11 protein-coding genes are annotated in these 14453 nt (G+C 71.9%); 5 read left to right on the top strand and 6 right to left on the bottom strand.

Annotated elements, in window-relative coordinates; all coding sequences use genetic code 11:
• Positions 1–7: 7 nt before the first annotated feature.
• From miaA to ABD830_RS10575, 5 genes are all read left to right on the top strand, one after another.
• Positions 8–913 (top strand): tRNA (adenosine(37)-N6)-dimethylallyltransferase MiaA, encoded by a 906-nt coding sequence (gene miaA, locus ABD830_RS10595; protein ID WP_344986401.1) that lies wholly within the window; start codon positions 8–10, stop codon positions 911–913.
• 9 nt (positions 914–922) lie between these two features.
• On the top strand, positions 923–1735 hold the full coding sequence (gene dapF / locus ABD830_RS10590; RefSeq protein WP_344986399.1) for a diaminopimelate epimerase: 813 nt from the start codon (positions 923–925) through the stop codon (positions 1733–1735).
• Positions 1736–1784: 49 nt separating this feature from the next.
• Entirely contained in the window at positions 1785–2540 is a 756-nt protein-coding gene (locus ABD830_RS10585; RefSeq protein WP_344986397.1) for an SCO6745 family protein, read from the top strand.
• Between the two features lie 19 nt (positions 2541–2559).
• Positions 2560–4836 (top strand): tetratricopeptide repeat protein, encoded by a 2277-nt coding sequence (locus ABD830_RS10580; protein WP_344986396.1) that lies wholly within the window; start codon positions 2560–2562, stop codon positions 4834–4836.
• A gap of 442 nt (positions 4837–5278) precedes the next feature.
• Positions 5279–6037 carry an SDR family NAD(P)-dependent oxidoreductase gene (locus ABD830_RS10575; RefSeq protein WP_344986395.1) on the top strand — a complete coding sequence of 253 codons (759 nt, stop codon included), beginning with the start codon at positions 5279–5281 and terminating at the stop codon, positions 6035–6037.
• A gap of 52 nt (positions 6038–6089) precedes the next feature.
• On the opposite strand, the gene ABD830_RS10570 is transcribed toward ABD830_RS10575, so the two are convergent.
• The 6 genes from ABD830_RS10570 to ABD830_RS10545 all read right to left on the bottom strand — a co-directional run bounded on the left by ABD830_RS10570 (position 6090) and on the right by ABD830_RS10545 (position 14447).
• The gene (locus tag ABD830_RS10570) at positions 6090–6596 is read right to left on the bottom strand and encodes a GNAT family N-acetyltransferase (RefSeq protein WP_344986394.1); all 507 of its coding nucleotides are present in this window, start codon (positions 6594–6596) and stop codon (positions 6090–6092) included.
• 191 nt (positions 6597–6787) lie between these two features.
• Positions 6788–7462, bottom strand: a complete 675-nt coding sequence (locus tag ABD830_RS10565; protein WP_344986393.1) for an HNH endonuclease family protein — start codon at positions 7460–7462, stop codon at positions 6788–6790.
• A 61-nt stretch (positions 7463–7523) separates the two neighbouring features.
• The gene (locus ABD830_RS10560) at positions 7524–10628 is read right to left on the bottom strand and encodes a 2Fe-2S iron-sulfur cluster-binding protein (protein ID WP_344986392.1); all 3105 of its coding nucleotides are present in this window, start codon (positions 10626–10628) and stop codon (positions 7524–7526) included.
• Positions 10628–10867: a sarcosine oxidase subunit delta gene (locus ABD830_RS10555; protein WP_344986391.1), complete on the bottom strand. Its 240-nt coding sequence runs from the start codon at positions 10865–10867 to the stop codon at positions 10628–10630. The genes ABD830_RS10560 and ABD830_RS10555 overlap by 1 nt, the downstream gene beginning before the upstream one ends.
• The gene (locus ABD830_RS10550) at positions 10867–12069 is read right to left on the bottom strand and encodes a sarcosine oxidase subunit beta family protein (protein ID WP_344986390.1); all 1203 of its coding nucleotides are present in this window, start codon (positions 12067–12069) and stop codon (positions 10867–10869) included. Before ABD830_RS10550 ends, ABD830_RS10555 begins: the two co-directional genes overlap by 1 nt.
• Positions 12066–14447 carry a GcvT family protein gene (locus tag ABD830_RS10545; RefSeq protein ID WP_344986388.1) on the bottom strand — a complete coding sequence of 794 codons (2382 nt, stop codon included), beginning with the start codon at positions 14445–14447 and terminating at the stop codon, positions 12066–12068. The genes ABD830_RS10550 and ABD830_RS10545 overlap by 4 nt, the downstream gene beginning before the upstream one ends.
• Between the last annotated feature and the right edge of the window lie 6 nt (positions 14448–14453).

The raw sequence follows: 14453 nt of genomic DNA, 5'->3' as shown, positions 1-14453 counted from the left end.
TGTCGGTGTGAGCCAGCAGCCAGTCATCGCCGTCGTAGGTCCCACCGCGGCAGGGAAGTCCGACCTTGCCGTGGACATCGCGCTGCGGCTGGGCGGCGAGTGCGTCAACGCCGACTCCATGCAGCTCTACCGGGGCATGGACATCGGCACGGCCAAGCTCACCCCGGCCGAGCAGCGCGGGGTGCCCCACCACCTGCTGGACGTCTGGGACGTCACGGTCACGGCCAGCGTGGCCGAGTACCAGAAGCTGGCCAGGGCCGTCATCGACTCCGTCGAGGTGGCCGTGCTGGTCGGCGGCAGCGGCCTGTACGTGCGCGCGGCCATCGACGAGCTGGAGTTCCCCGGCACCGACCCCGAGATCAGGGCCAGGCTGGAGGGCGAGCTGGCCGAGCGCGGCTCCGCCCCGCTCCACGAGCGCCTGCGCGAGCAGGACCCGGCGGCCGCGGCCGCCATCCTGCCGAGCAACGGCCGCCGCATCGTCCGCGCGCTGGAGGTGATCGAGCACACGGGACGACCGTTCTCGGCCACCATGCCCGGCTACGACGCCGTCTACCCGAGCGTGCAGATCGGCCTCGACGTGCCCAGGCCGGAGCTCGACGAGCGGATCGCGGTCAGGGTCGAGCGCATGTGGCAGGCCGGGCTGGTCGACGAGGTGCGGAGCCTGCTCGGGCAGGGCCTGGCCGAGGGCCGCACGGCGAGCCGCGCACTGGGATACGCCCAGGTCATCCGCTTCCTGGAGGGGGAGTGGAGCGAGGAGCAGGCGATCGAGGAGACCGTCAGGGCCACCAGGCGCTTCGCCCGCCGCCAGGAGTCGTGGTTCCGCCGCGATCCCCGGGTGCGCTGGCTGCCGTACGACGCCCCGGACCTGCTTGAGCGGTCCCTCGCCCTGATCTCCGCACACCCTTTCGCATAAACTAAAAAAATGCGGTTTTTCAAGGGGCACGGCACTGAGAACGATTTCGTCATCCTTCCCGACCCAGGCGGAGAGGCGGGCTTGACAGCCTCGCTCGTCGCCAAGATCTGCGACAGGAGAGCGGGCATAGGGGCGGACGGCGTGCTCGTGGTGACGCGCACCAAGGAGAGCCATGAGGTGAGCGAGCACGCCGCCGTGGCCGAGTGGTTCATGGACTACCGCAACGCCGACGGCAGCATGGCCGAGATGTGCGGCAACGGCATGCGCGTGTTCGCCCGCTACCTGATCGACGCGGGGCTGGAGCAGTCCGGCGAGTTCGCGGTGGCCACCAGGGGCGGCGTGCGCAAGGTCCGCGTCGAGCCGAACGGCGACATCACCGTCGACATGGGCAAGCCCGTCGTGCTGGGCGAGAGCGTGGCGACGGTCGGCGGCCACGAATACCCAGGGCTGCACATCAGCATGGGCAACCCCCACCTTGCCTGCGCCATCGGCGACCCCGTCGTCCAGCTCGACCTCACCCACCAGCCCGGCTTCGACCCCGGCGTCTTCCCCAACGGCGTCAACATCGAGCTGTTCAACCCCGTCGGCACCAGCCGCGCGGTCATGCGCGTCTACGAGCGCGGCTGCGGCGAGACGCGCTCCTGCGGCACCGGCACGGTGGCCACGGCCGTCGCCGCCGCGGCCCTGTCGGGCGACACCACCGGCACCTGGACGATCGAGGTGCCCGGCGGCACGGTGACCGTCACCCTCGACGAGGACACGAGCTACCTTTCCGGCCCCGCGGTCATCGTGGCCAGCGGAGAGCTGATGCTTGCAGAATGATGTTCTCCTGAGGGATGCTGGGTCCACTTCGCGAACTGAGGGGTGGACCATGGCGGACCCGCGCACCACGGCGGCACAGGTCAAGGCGCCGATCGGTCGGCTCGGCGGCGGATTCATGACCTCCAGGGAGGCCAAGGCCGTCTGCGAGGAGTACGGGCTCGGCGCCCGCGAGCTCTACTTCAGAGGCCGCTGCGGCGTGCTCGGCGAGTGCGAGGCCGACGTCGTCACCTCGGTCGCCGTCTTCTTCCCGCCGCGACACGTCGAGGAGAGCTGGAACGGCGGCCGCAAACTCGCCGTCGAGCAGGCCGTTGAGCTGTACGCCGAGGTCTGCAGGGAATGGGGCCGGCGCAAGCTGGGCGGCTACGACGGCTGCGAGAGGATCGCGGAGCTGCTCCAGCCGGTCGTCGAGCAGGCCTCGTCCGTCGGCGCCCCGCTGTTCGCCGGGTGGCGGGCCGTGCCGCTGCCCGACGATCCGCCCGCGCGGGCCGTGCAGCTCATGCACGTCGTACGCGAGCTGCGCGGCGGCCTGCACGCCAACGCGGTGATCGCGGCAGGGCTGCACCCGCTGGAGGCCACGCTCGCGGCCGGCCATGACGCGACCCCGTTCGGAGCGGTCACGGGGGAGATGATCGCAAAGTTCTTCCAATGGCCGGAGCCGTACGCCACGCCCGGCCCGGACGTCGTCGCGCGGCGGGCGGCAGTGGAGGAGACGACCGACGACCTGATGGCGCCGGCGTTCGCAGTGCTCGACGACAGCGAAACGGACGAGCTGATCGGGCTTCTGCGTTTTGGGCACGCTCGTTGACCTGGCAGACTGACTGCCCATGGACGTGGACATCTGGGCCTGGGTCGGCGACACCCAGCAGCAGCTTTCTGAGGCGGGCAACGTTGGCCTCGCCATGGCGCTGGGAGACCTCCCCGCACAGGCCTATGAGGGCCGATACCCGCAGCTCGACGTCATGGCCCCGGCCATCGCGCAGCAGGCGGAGGCCCTCGAGCTGCCGTGGCTCGAGTTCTACGCCCGCTACTGGCACCTGATCGGCCGCATCGGTGACCGGGCTCAGGGCGCGGTCGCGGTGGACGACGCGCAGCAGCTCCTGGCGTTCGCCCAGCGCGAAGACGTCCGCGAGTGCCCGGCCGTCCCGGCGGCGGTCGAGGCGCTGGCCGTCACGTGGGCCAACACCGACGGCCCCGGCTACGCGAGCGAGCGCCTCGAGACGCTGGGCACGTGGATCGAGGGCCTGAGCCCGGAGAAGCCCGCCTTCACGGGCCTCGTCACGCAGTACGTCGCCGCGCTCATCGACGCGGGCCAGCCGGGCGAGGCCGTGAGCTACGCCGAGTCCGCCGTCGAGCGGCTGCGGGTCGCGGGCCGCGAGGCCAGCTGGGAGCTCGGCGCCGAGAGCGCCCGCGCGCTGCTCGCCGCGGGCCGCGCCGAGGACGCGCTCGACGCGCTGCAGGCCGCGGCCGAGTTCAACGCCGACGACCCGGTGGCCAAGCCGCACCGCGACGGCGTGCGGCGGGCCCTGATCCTCGCCACGCTGGGCCGAACGGCCGAGGCCGTGGACGCGCTGCCCGACCTCGACGTGGTGGGCGAGCACCCGCGCGTGTTCGTCGAGTGGTCGCAGGCCGTCGCCAAGCTGGCGAGTTCCGCCCAGATCGCCAACACCTGGCAGCTCGGCCGCGTGCTGCGCCAGTGGATGGACTACTTCGGCATGATGGGCGGCTACCGCGCCCGCGTCGAGCTCGCGCTGGTGGCGGGCGACCTGGCCGTGGCCAGGCAGGGCGTGTGGCAGGCGAGGCTCCTCGCCGACCTGGCCGAGTCCGGCGGCGCGGAGCTGCGCGAGAGCGAGGGCATCGCCGAGCGGGTGGCCGCGCTGCGCGCCGCGGCCGAAGCCGCCACGGAGCCCGAGACTCCCGGGCCGCTCAGCGAGGTGGTCGGCCTCTTCGACGCGGCCGACGGCTTCAACGCCGACCCGGAGAAGTGGGTGGGCTGGCTCGCGCCGCTGTCCGGCGAGGACCTGGAGGCCACCCGCCGCCACACGACGACGCTCGGCTTCCTCGGCTACCCCGCCACCGGCGCCGACATCTACTGGAAGCTGCTGGTCGACACCGGCGACATCGCCACCGCCGACTCCGACGACGTGGCCTACCTCACCACGCTGCTCGTCGAGGCCCGCCAGGACGAGCGGCTGGAGCAGATGGCCGCCCTGCTGCCGCACGACGCGCAGCACCTCGCGCTGGCCAGGCTGCACAGCGCGCGCGAGCGCTGGCCGGAGGCTCTCGACGCGGCCGAGCACGCCGTCGCCGCCGGGGCCGGGCTCGACGCCCGCCGCCTGCTGTCCGGCGCGGCCCAGCAGGTCGACGAGAACGCCAGGGCCGCCCAGGTGCTGCTCGAGGTGCTCGACGAGCTCGGCGACGAGGACGTCTGGCGCATGATCGTCATGGCCACCTCGGCGGAGGACTGGGACACCGTACGCAAGGGCGCCGCCAAGATCGGCATGCCGATCAAGTCCAAGGAGGGCCCGATCGAGGAGGAGATGGGCCTCATCAGGCTCATCCTCCCCGCGCCGGACGGCGGCCAGCGCCAGGTGCTGTCGATCCGCACCGGCCCCGCCAGCGCCAGGCTGGCCCTGCCACAGCCGCGCGGCATGGACTACAACGCCGGCGACCTGGTGGTCTTCGACCCGCAGCTGCTGGAGCCTGTGCCGGACGACCCCCAGGAGCAGCAGAACTTCGTGCCCCCGTTCGCCGCGGTGCGCATCCTGCGTCCCGGCGGCTACACCAGCTACTTCTTCGACGGCGCCGCGCCGAGCGAGGAGGACTGGGCGGAGTTCACCGAGGTCATGGCCGAGCGCGGCTGGCCGATGTGGGTCTACAGCGACGAAAACTACACCATCACCCACCCGACCAGCGGTGAGTCGCTGCCCGGCGTCTTCGGCTGGGTCGCGGTGCCGCCGGACGTGTCGCCCGCCGAGGTCGACGCGCTGCTCGACGACGCCACCGAGCGGTGGGTGCACCCGCTGGCCTGGCTCGACCTGGCCCGCGAGATCGACGTCGAGGTCGAACGGCACGAGCGGATCGTCAAGGAATACGGCCTCTGACGCGTGATCGCGCCGCGTCCCGTGGCGGGGGTGCGTCGCCTGCGGGCGACGCCCGTGCCCGGTACGGGACGCGTCACGTCGCGTGCGCGCGACGTCCCGTTCCAGGCACGGGACGCGATCCACGTCGCCTGCGCGTGATGCGGGCCCAGCGCGGGTCGCGTCGCGCGTCCGTGGGTGCGGACATGACGTGACCTGCGGCGTGGGCGTCACGTGACGTGCGGCGTGGACGTGATGTGCGGCGTGCGTCTCTGTGCGGCAGCAGCGCGCTCCTGGAGCGCCGGGTCGGCGGGATAGGGCGCGGCATGCGTGCCCATGCGACGGCGTCCTTGGAGCGTCGGCGGGATGTGGTGCGGCGGTAAGAGCGCCGGTGTGGTGCACGGCCCGTACAAAGGGCCCGACGTGGCCCGGACGGCGGGCGTGAGGTGTGGAAGGCGGATGTGACGTGCTGGAGCGGTTCGGTCTCGACGGCAAGGTGGCCATCGTCACCGGCGCGTCCGCGGGGCTGGGTGTCGCCTTCGCGCGCGGCCTGGCCGAGGCTGGCGCCGACGTCGTGATCGGCGCCAGGCGCGCCGACCGGCTCGAGGAGACGCGGCGGCTGGTCGAGGAGACCGGCCGCCGGTGCCTGGCCGTGCAGACGGACGTGGCGCGGCCCGAGGACTGCGACGCGCTGGTGGCCGCCGCGGTCGAGGCCATGGGCGGCGTCGACGTGCTGATCAACAACGCCGGCATCGGCACCGCCGTGCCCGCGGTGCGCGAGACGCCCGAGGAGTTCCGGCAGGTCATCGACGTCAACCTGCTCGGCACGTACTGGATGGCCCAGGCGTGCGCGCGGGTGATGCGCCCCGGCTCGTCGATCGTGAACATCGGCAGCGTGCTCGGCGAGACCTCGGTCGGGCTGCCGCAGGCCGCCTACAGCGCGTCCAAGGCGGCGATCATCGGGCTCACCCGGGACCTCGCGCAGCAGTGGACCGGGCGGCGCGGCATCAGGGTCAACTGCCTGGAGCCGGGGTTCTTCCCCTCGGAGATGAGCGAGCAGTTCAAACCCGGCTTCGTGGAGCGGATCGTGGAGTCCAGGACCGTGATGAAGCGGCCGGGTGACGCCACCGAGCTGGTGGCCGCGGCGATCTTCCTGGCGAGCGACGCGGCCTCGTACATCACCGGGGTGACGCTGCCGGTGGACGGCGGTGTGCTGCTCACCTAACCTGCCGCGGTGAGGTGATCGGCGGCGGCAGGCCGCCGCCGATCAGGTGGAGTTACTGCTGGGTGATGCCGTACCGGGCGGTGTTCTGCTCGGCGTCGGTGCTCCATCGCTCGAAGCCGGCCTTCTCCAGCACCCGGATCGAGGACGGGTTCGACAGCTCCACGCCGGCGTGGACCGTGTGGACGCCGGGCGCGGTGAAGGCGAACTCGGTCAGGGCTCGGGTGGCCTCGGGAGCGTAGCCGTGCCCTCGGCGGGAGGCCACGATGCCGTACCCGATTTCGAGGCTGCCCTCGCTGGGCGGCCAGAACAGGCCGATCGAGCCGACCACCAGGCCGGTGGCACGCTCGATGATCTGACGGTGCCCGTACTCCTCCAGCCAGGCGGGGAACTTGTCGAACAGGCCGGCGATGACCTGATCGCCCTCGGCGGGGAAGTCCGCGGCCCAGTGCGGCCGGCGGGTGCCGTCCAGGACGGCGGTGGCCTCGTCGGAGGTCCACGACCGCAGGACGAGACGGTCGGTGGTCAGATCGCCGTCGGACGGCGCGAAGGAGGAAGACATATGAGACTCCTAGTCGTTCGAGGGACTCAGACCGCGCCCTGAGCGCGGGCGGTCCGGATGAGGGCATGATGAAGAGGGCTGCTGGCAGCCATATTCATCGACCTCCCTCACCACTTCTTGATCAGGCGTCTCTCGCCGCGGCAAACGTTAACAATCCGCCGCAGTCCGGGCAAACCACGTATGCGGGCCGATCAACAGTCCTTGAGGATGGTCTCCATGGCGTCCTTCTCGCCCGAGGTCACCCAGACGTCGTACTTCGCCTTCACGTCGATCTGGCGGGCGATGTAGGTGCACCGGTACGCCTTGCGCGGCGGCAGCCAGGAGGCGGCGTCGGAGTCGCTCTTCTGGCCGTTCAGCGGGCCGTCCACGGCCATGAGGTTCAGCGGGTCGTTGGCGAACTGCTTGCGCTTGTCCGCCGACCACTGCTGCGCGCCCTTCTGCCATGCGTCCGACAGCGGTATCAGGTGGTCGATCTGCACGTCCGTGCTGGTGTCCTGGCCGCGCTTGAAGCTGATCGTCTTGCCGCTGTACGGGTCGTGCAGCGTGCCGCTGAGCACGATGCAGTCGTGCGTGCCGGACTTGAACTTCTCGTCCACGAGGTCGCGCTTGAGTATGTCGTTACGGGTGTCGCAGCCGTTGTGGTCCACGTCCGACCAGGCGGGGCCGAACTTGTCGCGGTCGAACCCCGTCTTCGGCGCGCGCCCCTTGACCGACAGCTTGGCCAGCTTCTTGCGGGCGTCCGAGATGGAGGCCGAGTCCGGTTTGGAGGTCTTCGGGGACGTGGACTGCGCCTCCAAGCCGCCGCAGCCCGCCAGCATCGCAACTGTGGCCGCACCGGCCATGAACGCCTGAACCCGCCGCCGCACGCCGTCTCCCAGACTTGTTTCGAAGTTTCGTAAAGTCTAGGTCAAGTGCCCATAAACGGGTCTACAACGCATCCAGGGCGTCTACCAGCCACTCTGCCAGGTATCTGGTGAATGATGATCTGACGTAGACGCGGTAGACGTCGGGCTCCCGCCGCTCGAGGATCACCGACGTCCTGCCCAGGAGGGTCTGGGCGTGGCCGGGAAGGGCGTCGAGGTCTATGGGGCAGCCGGTGATCAGGACCTCGGTCGCGTCCGGGCCTGACAGCTCGAGGATCGTGCGCTGGCCCGACACGTCCACCCAGCCGGGCTGTGGCGCGACGTCTCCGGACACGAGCCACCAGGACGGGCCGAGACGCAGGCCCGTGCCCGGGTCCGTGCCCCGCACCTCCCACATGGGCTCGAACGGGATCTCGCGCAGCCGTACGGACGGTGTGCCCGCCGCCTCGAAGCGGCCGGCGAAGGCGGCGGCAGGGCTCTCCGAGCGGCACTCACCCTGGTACGGGTCCGGCCGGCCGGTCAGCGGGTCGCCGTCGCGACGGGTGTTGCCGGGGTCGTAGAAGACGGGCTCGACGACGGTCACGTCGTGCGAGACCTCCCCGGACACCGCCGTGAGCCGGTCGCCGACCTCGACGTTCCTCGCCATGGCCAGGCTGAACGTACGGCCCGGCGCGGCGCCGGCGTAGCTGGAGGTCACGTGGCCGACCATGCCGGAGCCGGGTCCCGTGATCAGCTGGGCGCCCTCTTCCACGACGGCCGCCGGGTCGTCGGGCCGCAGGCCGATCAGGCGTTTGCGGCCCTGCCCGGCGGTGTCCGGGCGGGAGTGGGAGCGTCTGCCCACGAAGTCCGGCTTGCGGGTGGAGACGATCCACGACATGCCCAGGTCCTGAGGGGTGACGGTCCCGTCGGTCTCCTGGCCGACGATCGCGAACCCCTTCTCGGCCCGCAGCACGTGCATGGTCTCCGTCCCGTACGGCACCGCCCCGAGCTCCAGCACCGCCTCCCACAGTGCCCTGCCGTACCGCCAGGGAATGTTGACCTCGTACGCCAGCTCGCCAGAGAAGCTGATCCTGAACACCCGCCCCTCGACGCCCAGCACGGGGGTGCTCGCGTACCGCATGAACGCCAGGTCCAGCGCCCCCGGCGCGACGACCGCGATGATCTCCCGGGCGCGCGGCCCCACGACCGCGACCGTCGCCCAGTGGTCGGTGACCGACGTGAACGACACGTCCAACTCCGGCCACTCCGTCTGCCGCCACTCCTCCAGCCAGTCGAGCACCGCGGCGGCGTTGCCCGTGGTCGTGGTCGTCAGGAAGTGCTCCTCACCCAGCCGGGTCGTGGTGCCGTCGTCGAACACCATCCCGTTCGCCGTGCACATCAGCCCGTACCGGCAGGCGCCGACGGCGAGCGTGGAGTACATGTTCGTGTAGATCCGGTCGAGGAACGCGCCCGCGTCCGCGCCCCGTACGTCGATCTTGCCGAGGGTGGAGGCGTCCATGGCGGCCACGGCGGTGCGGGCCGCGCGGCACTCGCGCAGCACAGCGGCCTCCATGGACTCGCCGTCCTGGGGGAAGTACCGGGGGCGCTTCCACTGGCCGACGTCCTCGAACACCGCTCCCCGGGCGACGTGCGCGTCGTGCATGGCGGTGGTCCTGACGGGATCGGACAGCGCGCCGCGGTCGCGTCCCGCCAGCGTGGCGAAGGACACCGGCGTGTACGGGGGACGGAACGTGGTGGTGCCCACCTGGCCAGGCCCCGCGCCGAGGAGGGCGGACATGACGCCCACGACGACCGCGCCCGAGGTCTTGCCCTGGTCGGCGCCGGTGCCCGCGGTGGTGTAGCGCTTGACGTGCTCCACCGAGCGGATCCCGGTCCCGGTGGCCCTGGCGAGGTCGGCCACGGTCACGTCCCGCTGCAGGTCCACGAAGGACTCCTCCGGCGAGGTCCCCTCGACCCACCACAGGGCCGCGGGCGGCCGCGAGGGCGCCTCGTCGCACTCGGGCACCCGCAACCCCGCCTCCGTCCACAGGCTCTGGTGCCCGGCGGCCTCCGCACCGGCCGCGTAGCCGTCGGCGACGGCCTCCCGGGTGCCGTAGACGCCCCTGCACGCCCCGGCCGAGCGCTCCGCCTGCGCGGACGTGCCCGGCACGAACGCCTGCAGGGCCTCGTCGAACCGCACCCGCCCCTGCGACTGGCTGAACAGGTGCACGGCCGGGTTCCAGCCGCCCGCCACGGCCAGCAGGTCGGCCGGGAAGTGCCGTTCTCCCACCCACACGCCGTTCAGCACGCCGTCCGCGTCGCCGGTCGTGCCGGTCACCACCTGACCGGCGAGCGCGCCGGACACAAGAGCCTGGGGACGGGGATCGACGACCGCGACGACCTCCACCCCGGCCGCCGCCAGATCCCGCGCCGCCTCGTAGCCGGAGTCCGCGCAGGCGAACACCACCGCCCGCCGTCCGGCCACCACTCCGTACCGGTTGGCGTAGGCGCGGGCCGCCGAGGCCAGCATCACGCCGGGCCGGTCGTTGCCGGGGAAGGCGAGCGAGCGCTCGTGCGCCCCCGTGGCCAGGACCACCCGGCGTGCCCTGATGTGCCACAGCCGCTCGCCGCGCGCCCGCCGCTCCACCGCCACCACGTAGTTGTGGTCGTAGTAGCCGACGGCGGTCGTCCTGGTGAGCACCCGGGCGGGCAGCGGCAGCCCGGCCACCCACTCCAGGGCGGGAGCGCCGTCGAGCAGGAGGCGGCTGTTCAGCAGGTCGCCGCCCAGGGCCGGCTGGTCGTCCACGAGGATCACGCGTGCCCCCGCGCGTCCCGCCGCGACCGTGGCGGCCAGACCGGCGGGGCCGCCGCCGACCACCAGCACGTCGCAGTGCAGGTACCCCTTGTCGCAGCGCCGGTCGTCCACCGCGTCCGGGTCCACCCGTCCCTTGCCGCGCAGGCTCCACGCCTCCAGCCCGTCGTACAGCTCCACGGTGGTGGCCGCGAGCATGGGGTCGGCGCCCACGCGGACCAGCGCGTTCGGCTCCTCGGGGCCGGCGGTGAAGATCCCGCGCGGCCGTCCCAGCTCCACACTGCGGCCGACCACCCGCACCCCGTTGCGCAGCAGCGCGGCGGCCAGCGTGTCACCCGGCTCACCCCGCAGCGGGCGGCCGTCGAAGGAGAACCTCATCAAGTCTTCCTGATCTCGTGGGTGACCGTGTGCCGCTCGACGCCGAACCAGGTCCGGCATCCGTGCACGTGGAACCAGCGCTCGCGGAACCAGCCCTTGGGGTTGTCACGCATGAACACGTACTCGGCCCACTCCTCGTCCGAGACATCGCCGGTGGGGTAGGCGATCCCGGCCTGGCCGCCGTAGTGGAACTCGGTCTCGTCGCGGGGCCCGCAGTGAGGGCAGTCGATCAGCAGCATCAGTGCGCCACCGCCGCCGCGCCGTGCTCGTCGATGAGCGCTCCCGTGGTGAACCTGTCCAGCCCGAACGGCTCCGCCAGCGGGTGCGGCCGGCCCTCGGCGATCGTGTGGGCGTACACCCAGCCGGAGCCCGGGGTCGCCTTGAAGCCGCCCGTGCCCCAGCCTGCGTTGATGTAGAGGCCGTCCACAGGCGTCGGCCCGATGACGGGCGACGCGTCGGGCGAGACGTCCACGATCCCGGCCCAGGTGCGCAGCACGCGCACGCGGCTGAAGATCGGGAACAGCTCCAGCGCCGCCGCCATCTGCGCCTCGATGACGTGCACGCCGCCGCGCTGCCCGTACGAGTTGTACGCGTCGATGCCCGCCCCCATGACCAGCTCGCCCTTGTGGGCCTGGCTGACGTACACGTGGACGGCGTTCGACATGACCACGCAGTCGAGCACCGGCTCCAGCAGCTCCGACACCAGCGCCTGGAGCGGGTGCGACTGCAGCGGCAGCCGGATCCCGGCCTGCTCGGCGAGGACCGACGTGTGCCCGGCCGCCGCGAGTGCGACCTTCCCGGCCGCGATGCGCCCGCGCGAGGTCTCGACGGCCGTCACCCGGTTGCCCGTGATCTCGAAGCCGGTGACCTCGCACCCCTGGATCAGGTCGATCCCGTACGCGTCCGCCCTGCGGGCCAGCGCCCATGCCACGTGGTCGTGCTTGGCGATGCCGCCGCGCCGCTGCAGGGTGGCCCCCATGACCGGGTAGCGGGCCCGGGCGGAGACGTTGATGATCGGGCAGAACTTCCTGACCTCGTCGGGGTCGAGCCATTCGGCGTCCACGCCGTTGAGCCGGTTCGCGTTCACCCGGCGCCGGCCCTCGCGCACGTCGCCCAGGTTGTGCGCCAGGTTGAGCACCCCGCGCTGACTGAACTGCAGGTCGTAGTCCAGCTCCGCGCTCAGCCCCTCCCACAGCTTCAGCGAGTGCTCGTAGATCGCGGCGCTCTCGTCCCACAGGTAGTTGGAGCGGATGATCGTGGTGTTGCGGGCCATGTTGCCGCCGGCGAGCCAGCCTCGCTCCAGGACGGCGACGTTCGTGAGGCCGTGGTTCCTGGCCAGGTAGTAGGCGGTGGCCAGCCCGTGCCCGCCGCCGCCCACGATGACCACGTCGTAGGACGGCCCGGGGTCGGGGTTGCGCCAGAGGAAGTCGGGGTGGGTCAACGTCTGATCTTCTCCATCCCGGGGTCGAACAGCGGCTCTGCGGCGACTTCCGCGGGGACGCGGCGGCCGAAGTAGGAAATTTCCACATGTGTCCCGGGTTCGGCAAGCTCGCTCGGGAGCCAGGCGTACGCGATGGGCCGCTCGATCGTGTGCCCGTACACGGCGCTCGTGACGTACCCGACCGTGCGCCCCGCATGCCGTACCGGCTCCTTGCCCATGACCACCTCGGCGCTGAGCAGCGGCACCAGCCTGCGCGTGACCTCGCCGGACAGGGCGTCGCGGCCGATGAAGTCCTTGTCCGCCTTGACCGCGAAGCCCAGCCCGGCCTCGTATGGATTGTGCTCGGTCGTCATGTCCACGCCCCAGAGCCGGTACCCCTTCTCCAGCCGGAGGCTGTTGAACGCGGCCCGGCCGCCCGCGACGGCCAGACCGCGCGACCACAGCGTGTCCCAGAGCTTGAGCCCCATGTCCGCCGTGGTGTAGAGCTCCCACCCCAGCTCGCCCACGTACGAGACCCGCATCGCCAGCACCGGAACATGCCCGACATATCCGCTCGTGCAGCCGAAGTAGCGGAAGCCCTCGTGCGACAGGTCCATGTCGGTGAGCGGCTGCACCAGCTCCCTGGCCAGCGGTCCCCACACGCCCACGCAGCAGGTGCCCGGCGTCAGGTCGCGCACCCGCACCCCGCCGGGCGCGTGCCTGGTCAGCCAGTCGAGGTCGAGGTTGCCGTTCGCGCCGACCTGGAAGAGGTCCTCCTCCAGCCGAGCCACCGTGAGGTCGGAGCGGATGCCGCCCTTGGCGTCGAGCAGCAGCGTGTACGTGACCGAGCCCGGCTTCCTGTCCACGTTGTTGGTGGTCATGCGCTGCAGGAAGGCCGCCGCGCCGGGGCCGCGCACCTCGATCCGCTTGAGCGGGGTCATGTCGTAGAGGGCCACCCGCTCCCTGGTCGCGTACGACTCGGCGGCGGCGATCGGCGACCAGTAACGGGAGGCCCATTCGTCGCGCGGGCCCGGCCCGGCGGCCTCGTCCAGCAGCGGCGCGTTCGACTCGAACCAGTGGGGCCGCTCCCACCCCGCCGCCTCCAGGAAGAAGGCGCCCAGCTCCCGCTGCCTCGGGTGGAACGGGCTGGTACGCAGGGGCCGCGGCGACTCCATCGGCTGGAGCGGGTGGATGACGTCGTAGACCTCGATGAAGTTCTGCCTGCCGCGCTCCTCGACGAAGGCGGGGGAGAGCTGCGCCTGCTCGAACCGGCCGAGCTCGCACTCATGCAGATCGACCGCCGACCGCCCGTCCACCAGCAGCTCGGCCAGCGCCCTTGCGACCCCGGCCGAGTGCGTCACCCAGACGGCCTCCGCCAGCCAGAACCCGTCGAGGTCCGGTGACTCGCCGATCAGCGGGAACCCGTCGGGCGTGAAGGAGAAGATCCCGTTGATGCCGTCCTCGTACGTGGACCCGGCGAGCGCGGGCAGCAGCTCGACCGCGTCCCGCCAGGCGGGGTCGAAGTCCTCCTCGGTGAACGCCTGCACCGACGGCATGGTGGTGGACCTCGGTCCGATCTCGTCCTGGGCCACCGGCATGGGGCGGTGGGCGTACGAGCCGATGCCGATGCGGTCGTCGTACTGGCGGAAGTAGAGGTCGCGGTCCTGATGACGGAGGATGGGACCGGGTCTGCCCAGGGAGAGGGGCCCTGACCTGGCGTACTGGTGGGCCAGCGGCAGCAGCGGCACGGTCAGCCCGGCCATCCTCCCGATCGACGGCCCCCAGAAGCCCGCGGCGCACACGACCACGTCGGCGGGGATCGTCCGGTACTCGCCCGAGGCCGCGACCGTGACGCCGGTGACCCGTCCGCCCTTCTGCTCGATACCGATCACCGTGTGCCGCGCCAGGAACCTGGCCCCGCGTTCCGTGGCCCGAGCCGCCTGTGCCTCGCCGCACGCGACCGCCGCGGCCAGCCCGTCACTGGGCACGTGATAGCCGCCGAGGACCTTCTCCTTGTCCAGCAGCGGCCAGAGCTCGGCGCACTGCCCGGGGTCGAGCAGGCGCCCCTCGAGGCCCCACGACTCGGCCCAGCCGAGCTTGCGGTGCAGGTCGGTCCAGCGTTCCGGGGTGGTGGCCACCTCCAGCCCGCCGACCTGCCGGAAGCACGACTCCCCGAGCGCGCGGTACTTCCGCACGGTGTAGGCGGCGAACTCGGTCATCGTCTTCGACGGGTTCGTCTGGAAGACCAGGCCGGGAGCGTGCGAGCTGGACCCGCCGGCGGCGAAGAGCGGCCCCTGGTCGACCACCGTGACGTCGGTCCACCCCCGCTCGGCGAGCTCGTCGGCGAGGGCGCAGCCCACGATCCCCGCTCCCACGATCACCAGACGGGGCCGACTCATGACGCC

This window comes from Nonomuraea helvata (genome assembly GCF_039535785.1).
Classification (GTDB): domain Bacteria; phylum Actinomycetota; class Actinomycetes; order Streptosporangiales; family Streptosporangiaceae; genus Nonomuraea; species Nonomuraea helvata.
The sequence above is the reverse complement of the archived record's forward strand: the minus strand, read 5'-3'. Positions and strand labels throughout refer to the sequence as shown.

Coding starts and splice junctions, on each gene's coding strand:
- dapF (WP_344986399.1), top strand. CDS start 923: ATGCGGTTTTTCAAGGGGCACGGCACTGAGAACGATTTCGTCATCCTT.
- ABD830_RS10585 (WP_344986397.1), top strand. CDS start 1,785: ATGGCGGACCCGCGCACCACGGCGGCACAGGTCAAGGCGCCGATCGGT.
- ABD830_RS10580 (WP_344986396.1), top strand. CDS start 2,560: ATGGACGTGGACATCTGGGCCTGGGTCGGCGACACCCAGCAGCAGCTT.
- ABD830_RS10570 (WP_344986394.1), bottom strand. CDS start 6,596: ATGTCTTCCTCCTTCGCGCCGTCCGACGGCGATCTGACCACCGACCGT.
- ABD830_RS10560 (WP_344986392.1), bottom strand. CDS start 10,628: ATGAGGTTCTCCTTCGACGGCCGCCCGCTGCGGGGTGAGCCGGGTGAC.
- ABD830_RS10555 (WP_344986391.1), bottom strand. CDS start 10,867: ATGCTGCTGATCGACTGCCCTCACTGCGGGCCCCGCGACGAGACCGAG.
- ABD830_RS10545 (WP_344986388.1), bottom strand. CDS start 14,447: ATGAGTCGGCCCCGTCTGGTGATCGTGGGAGCGGGGATCGTGGGCTGC.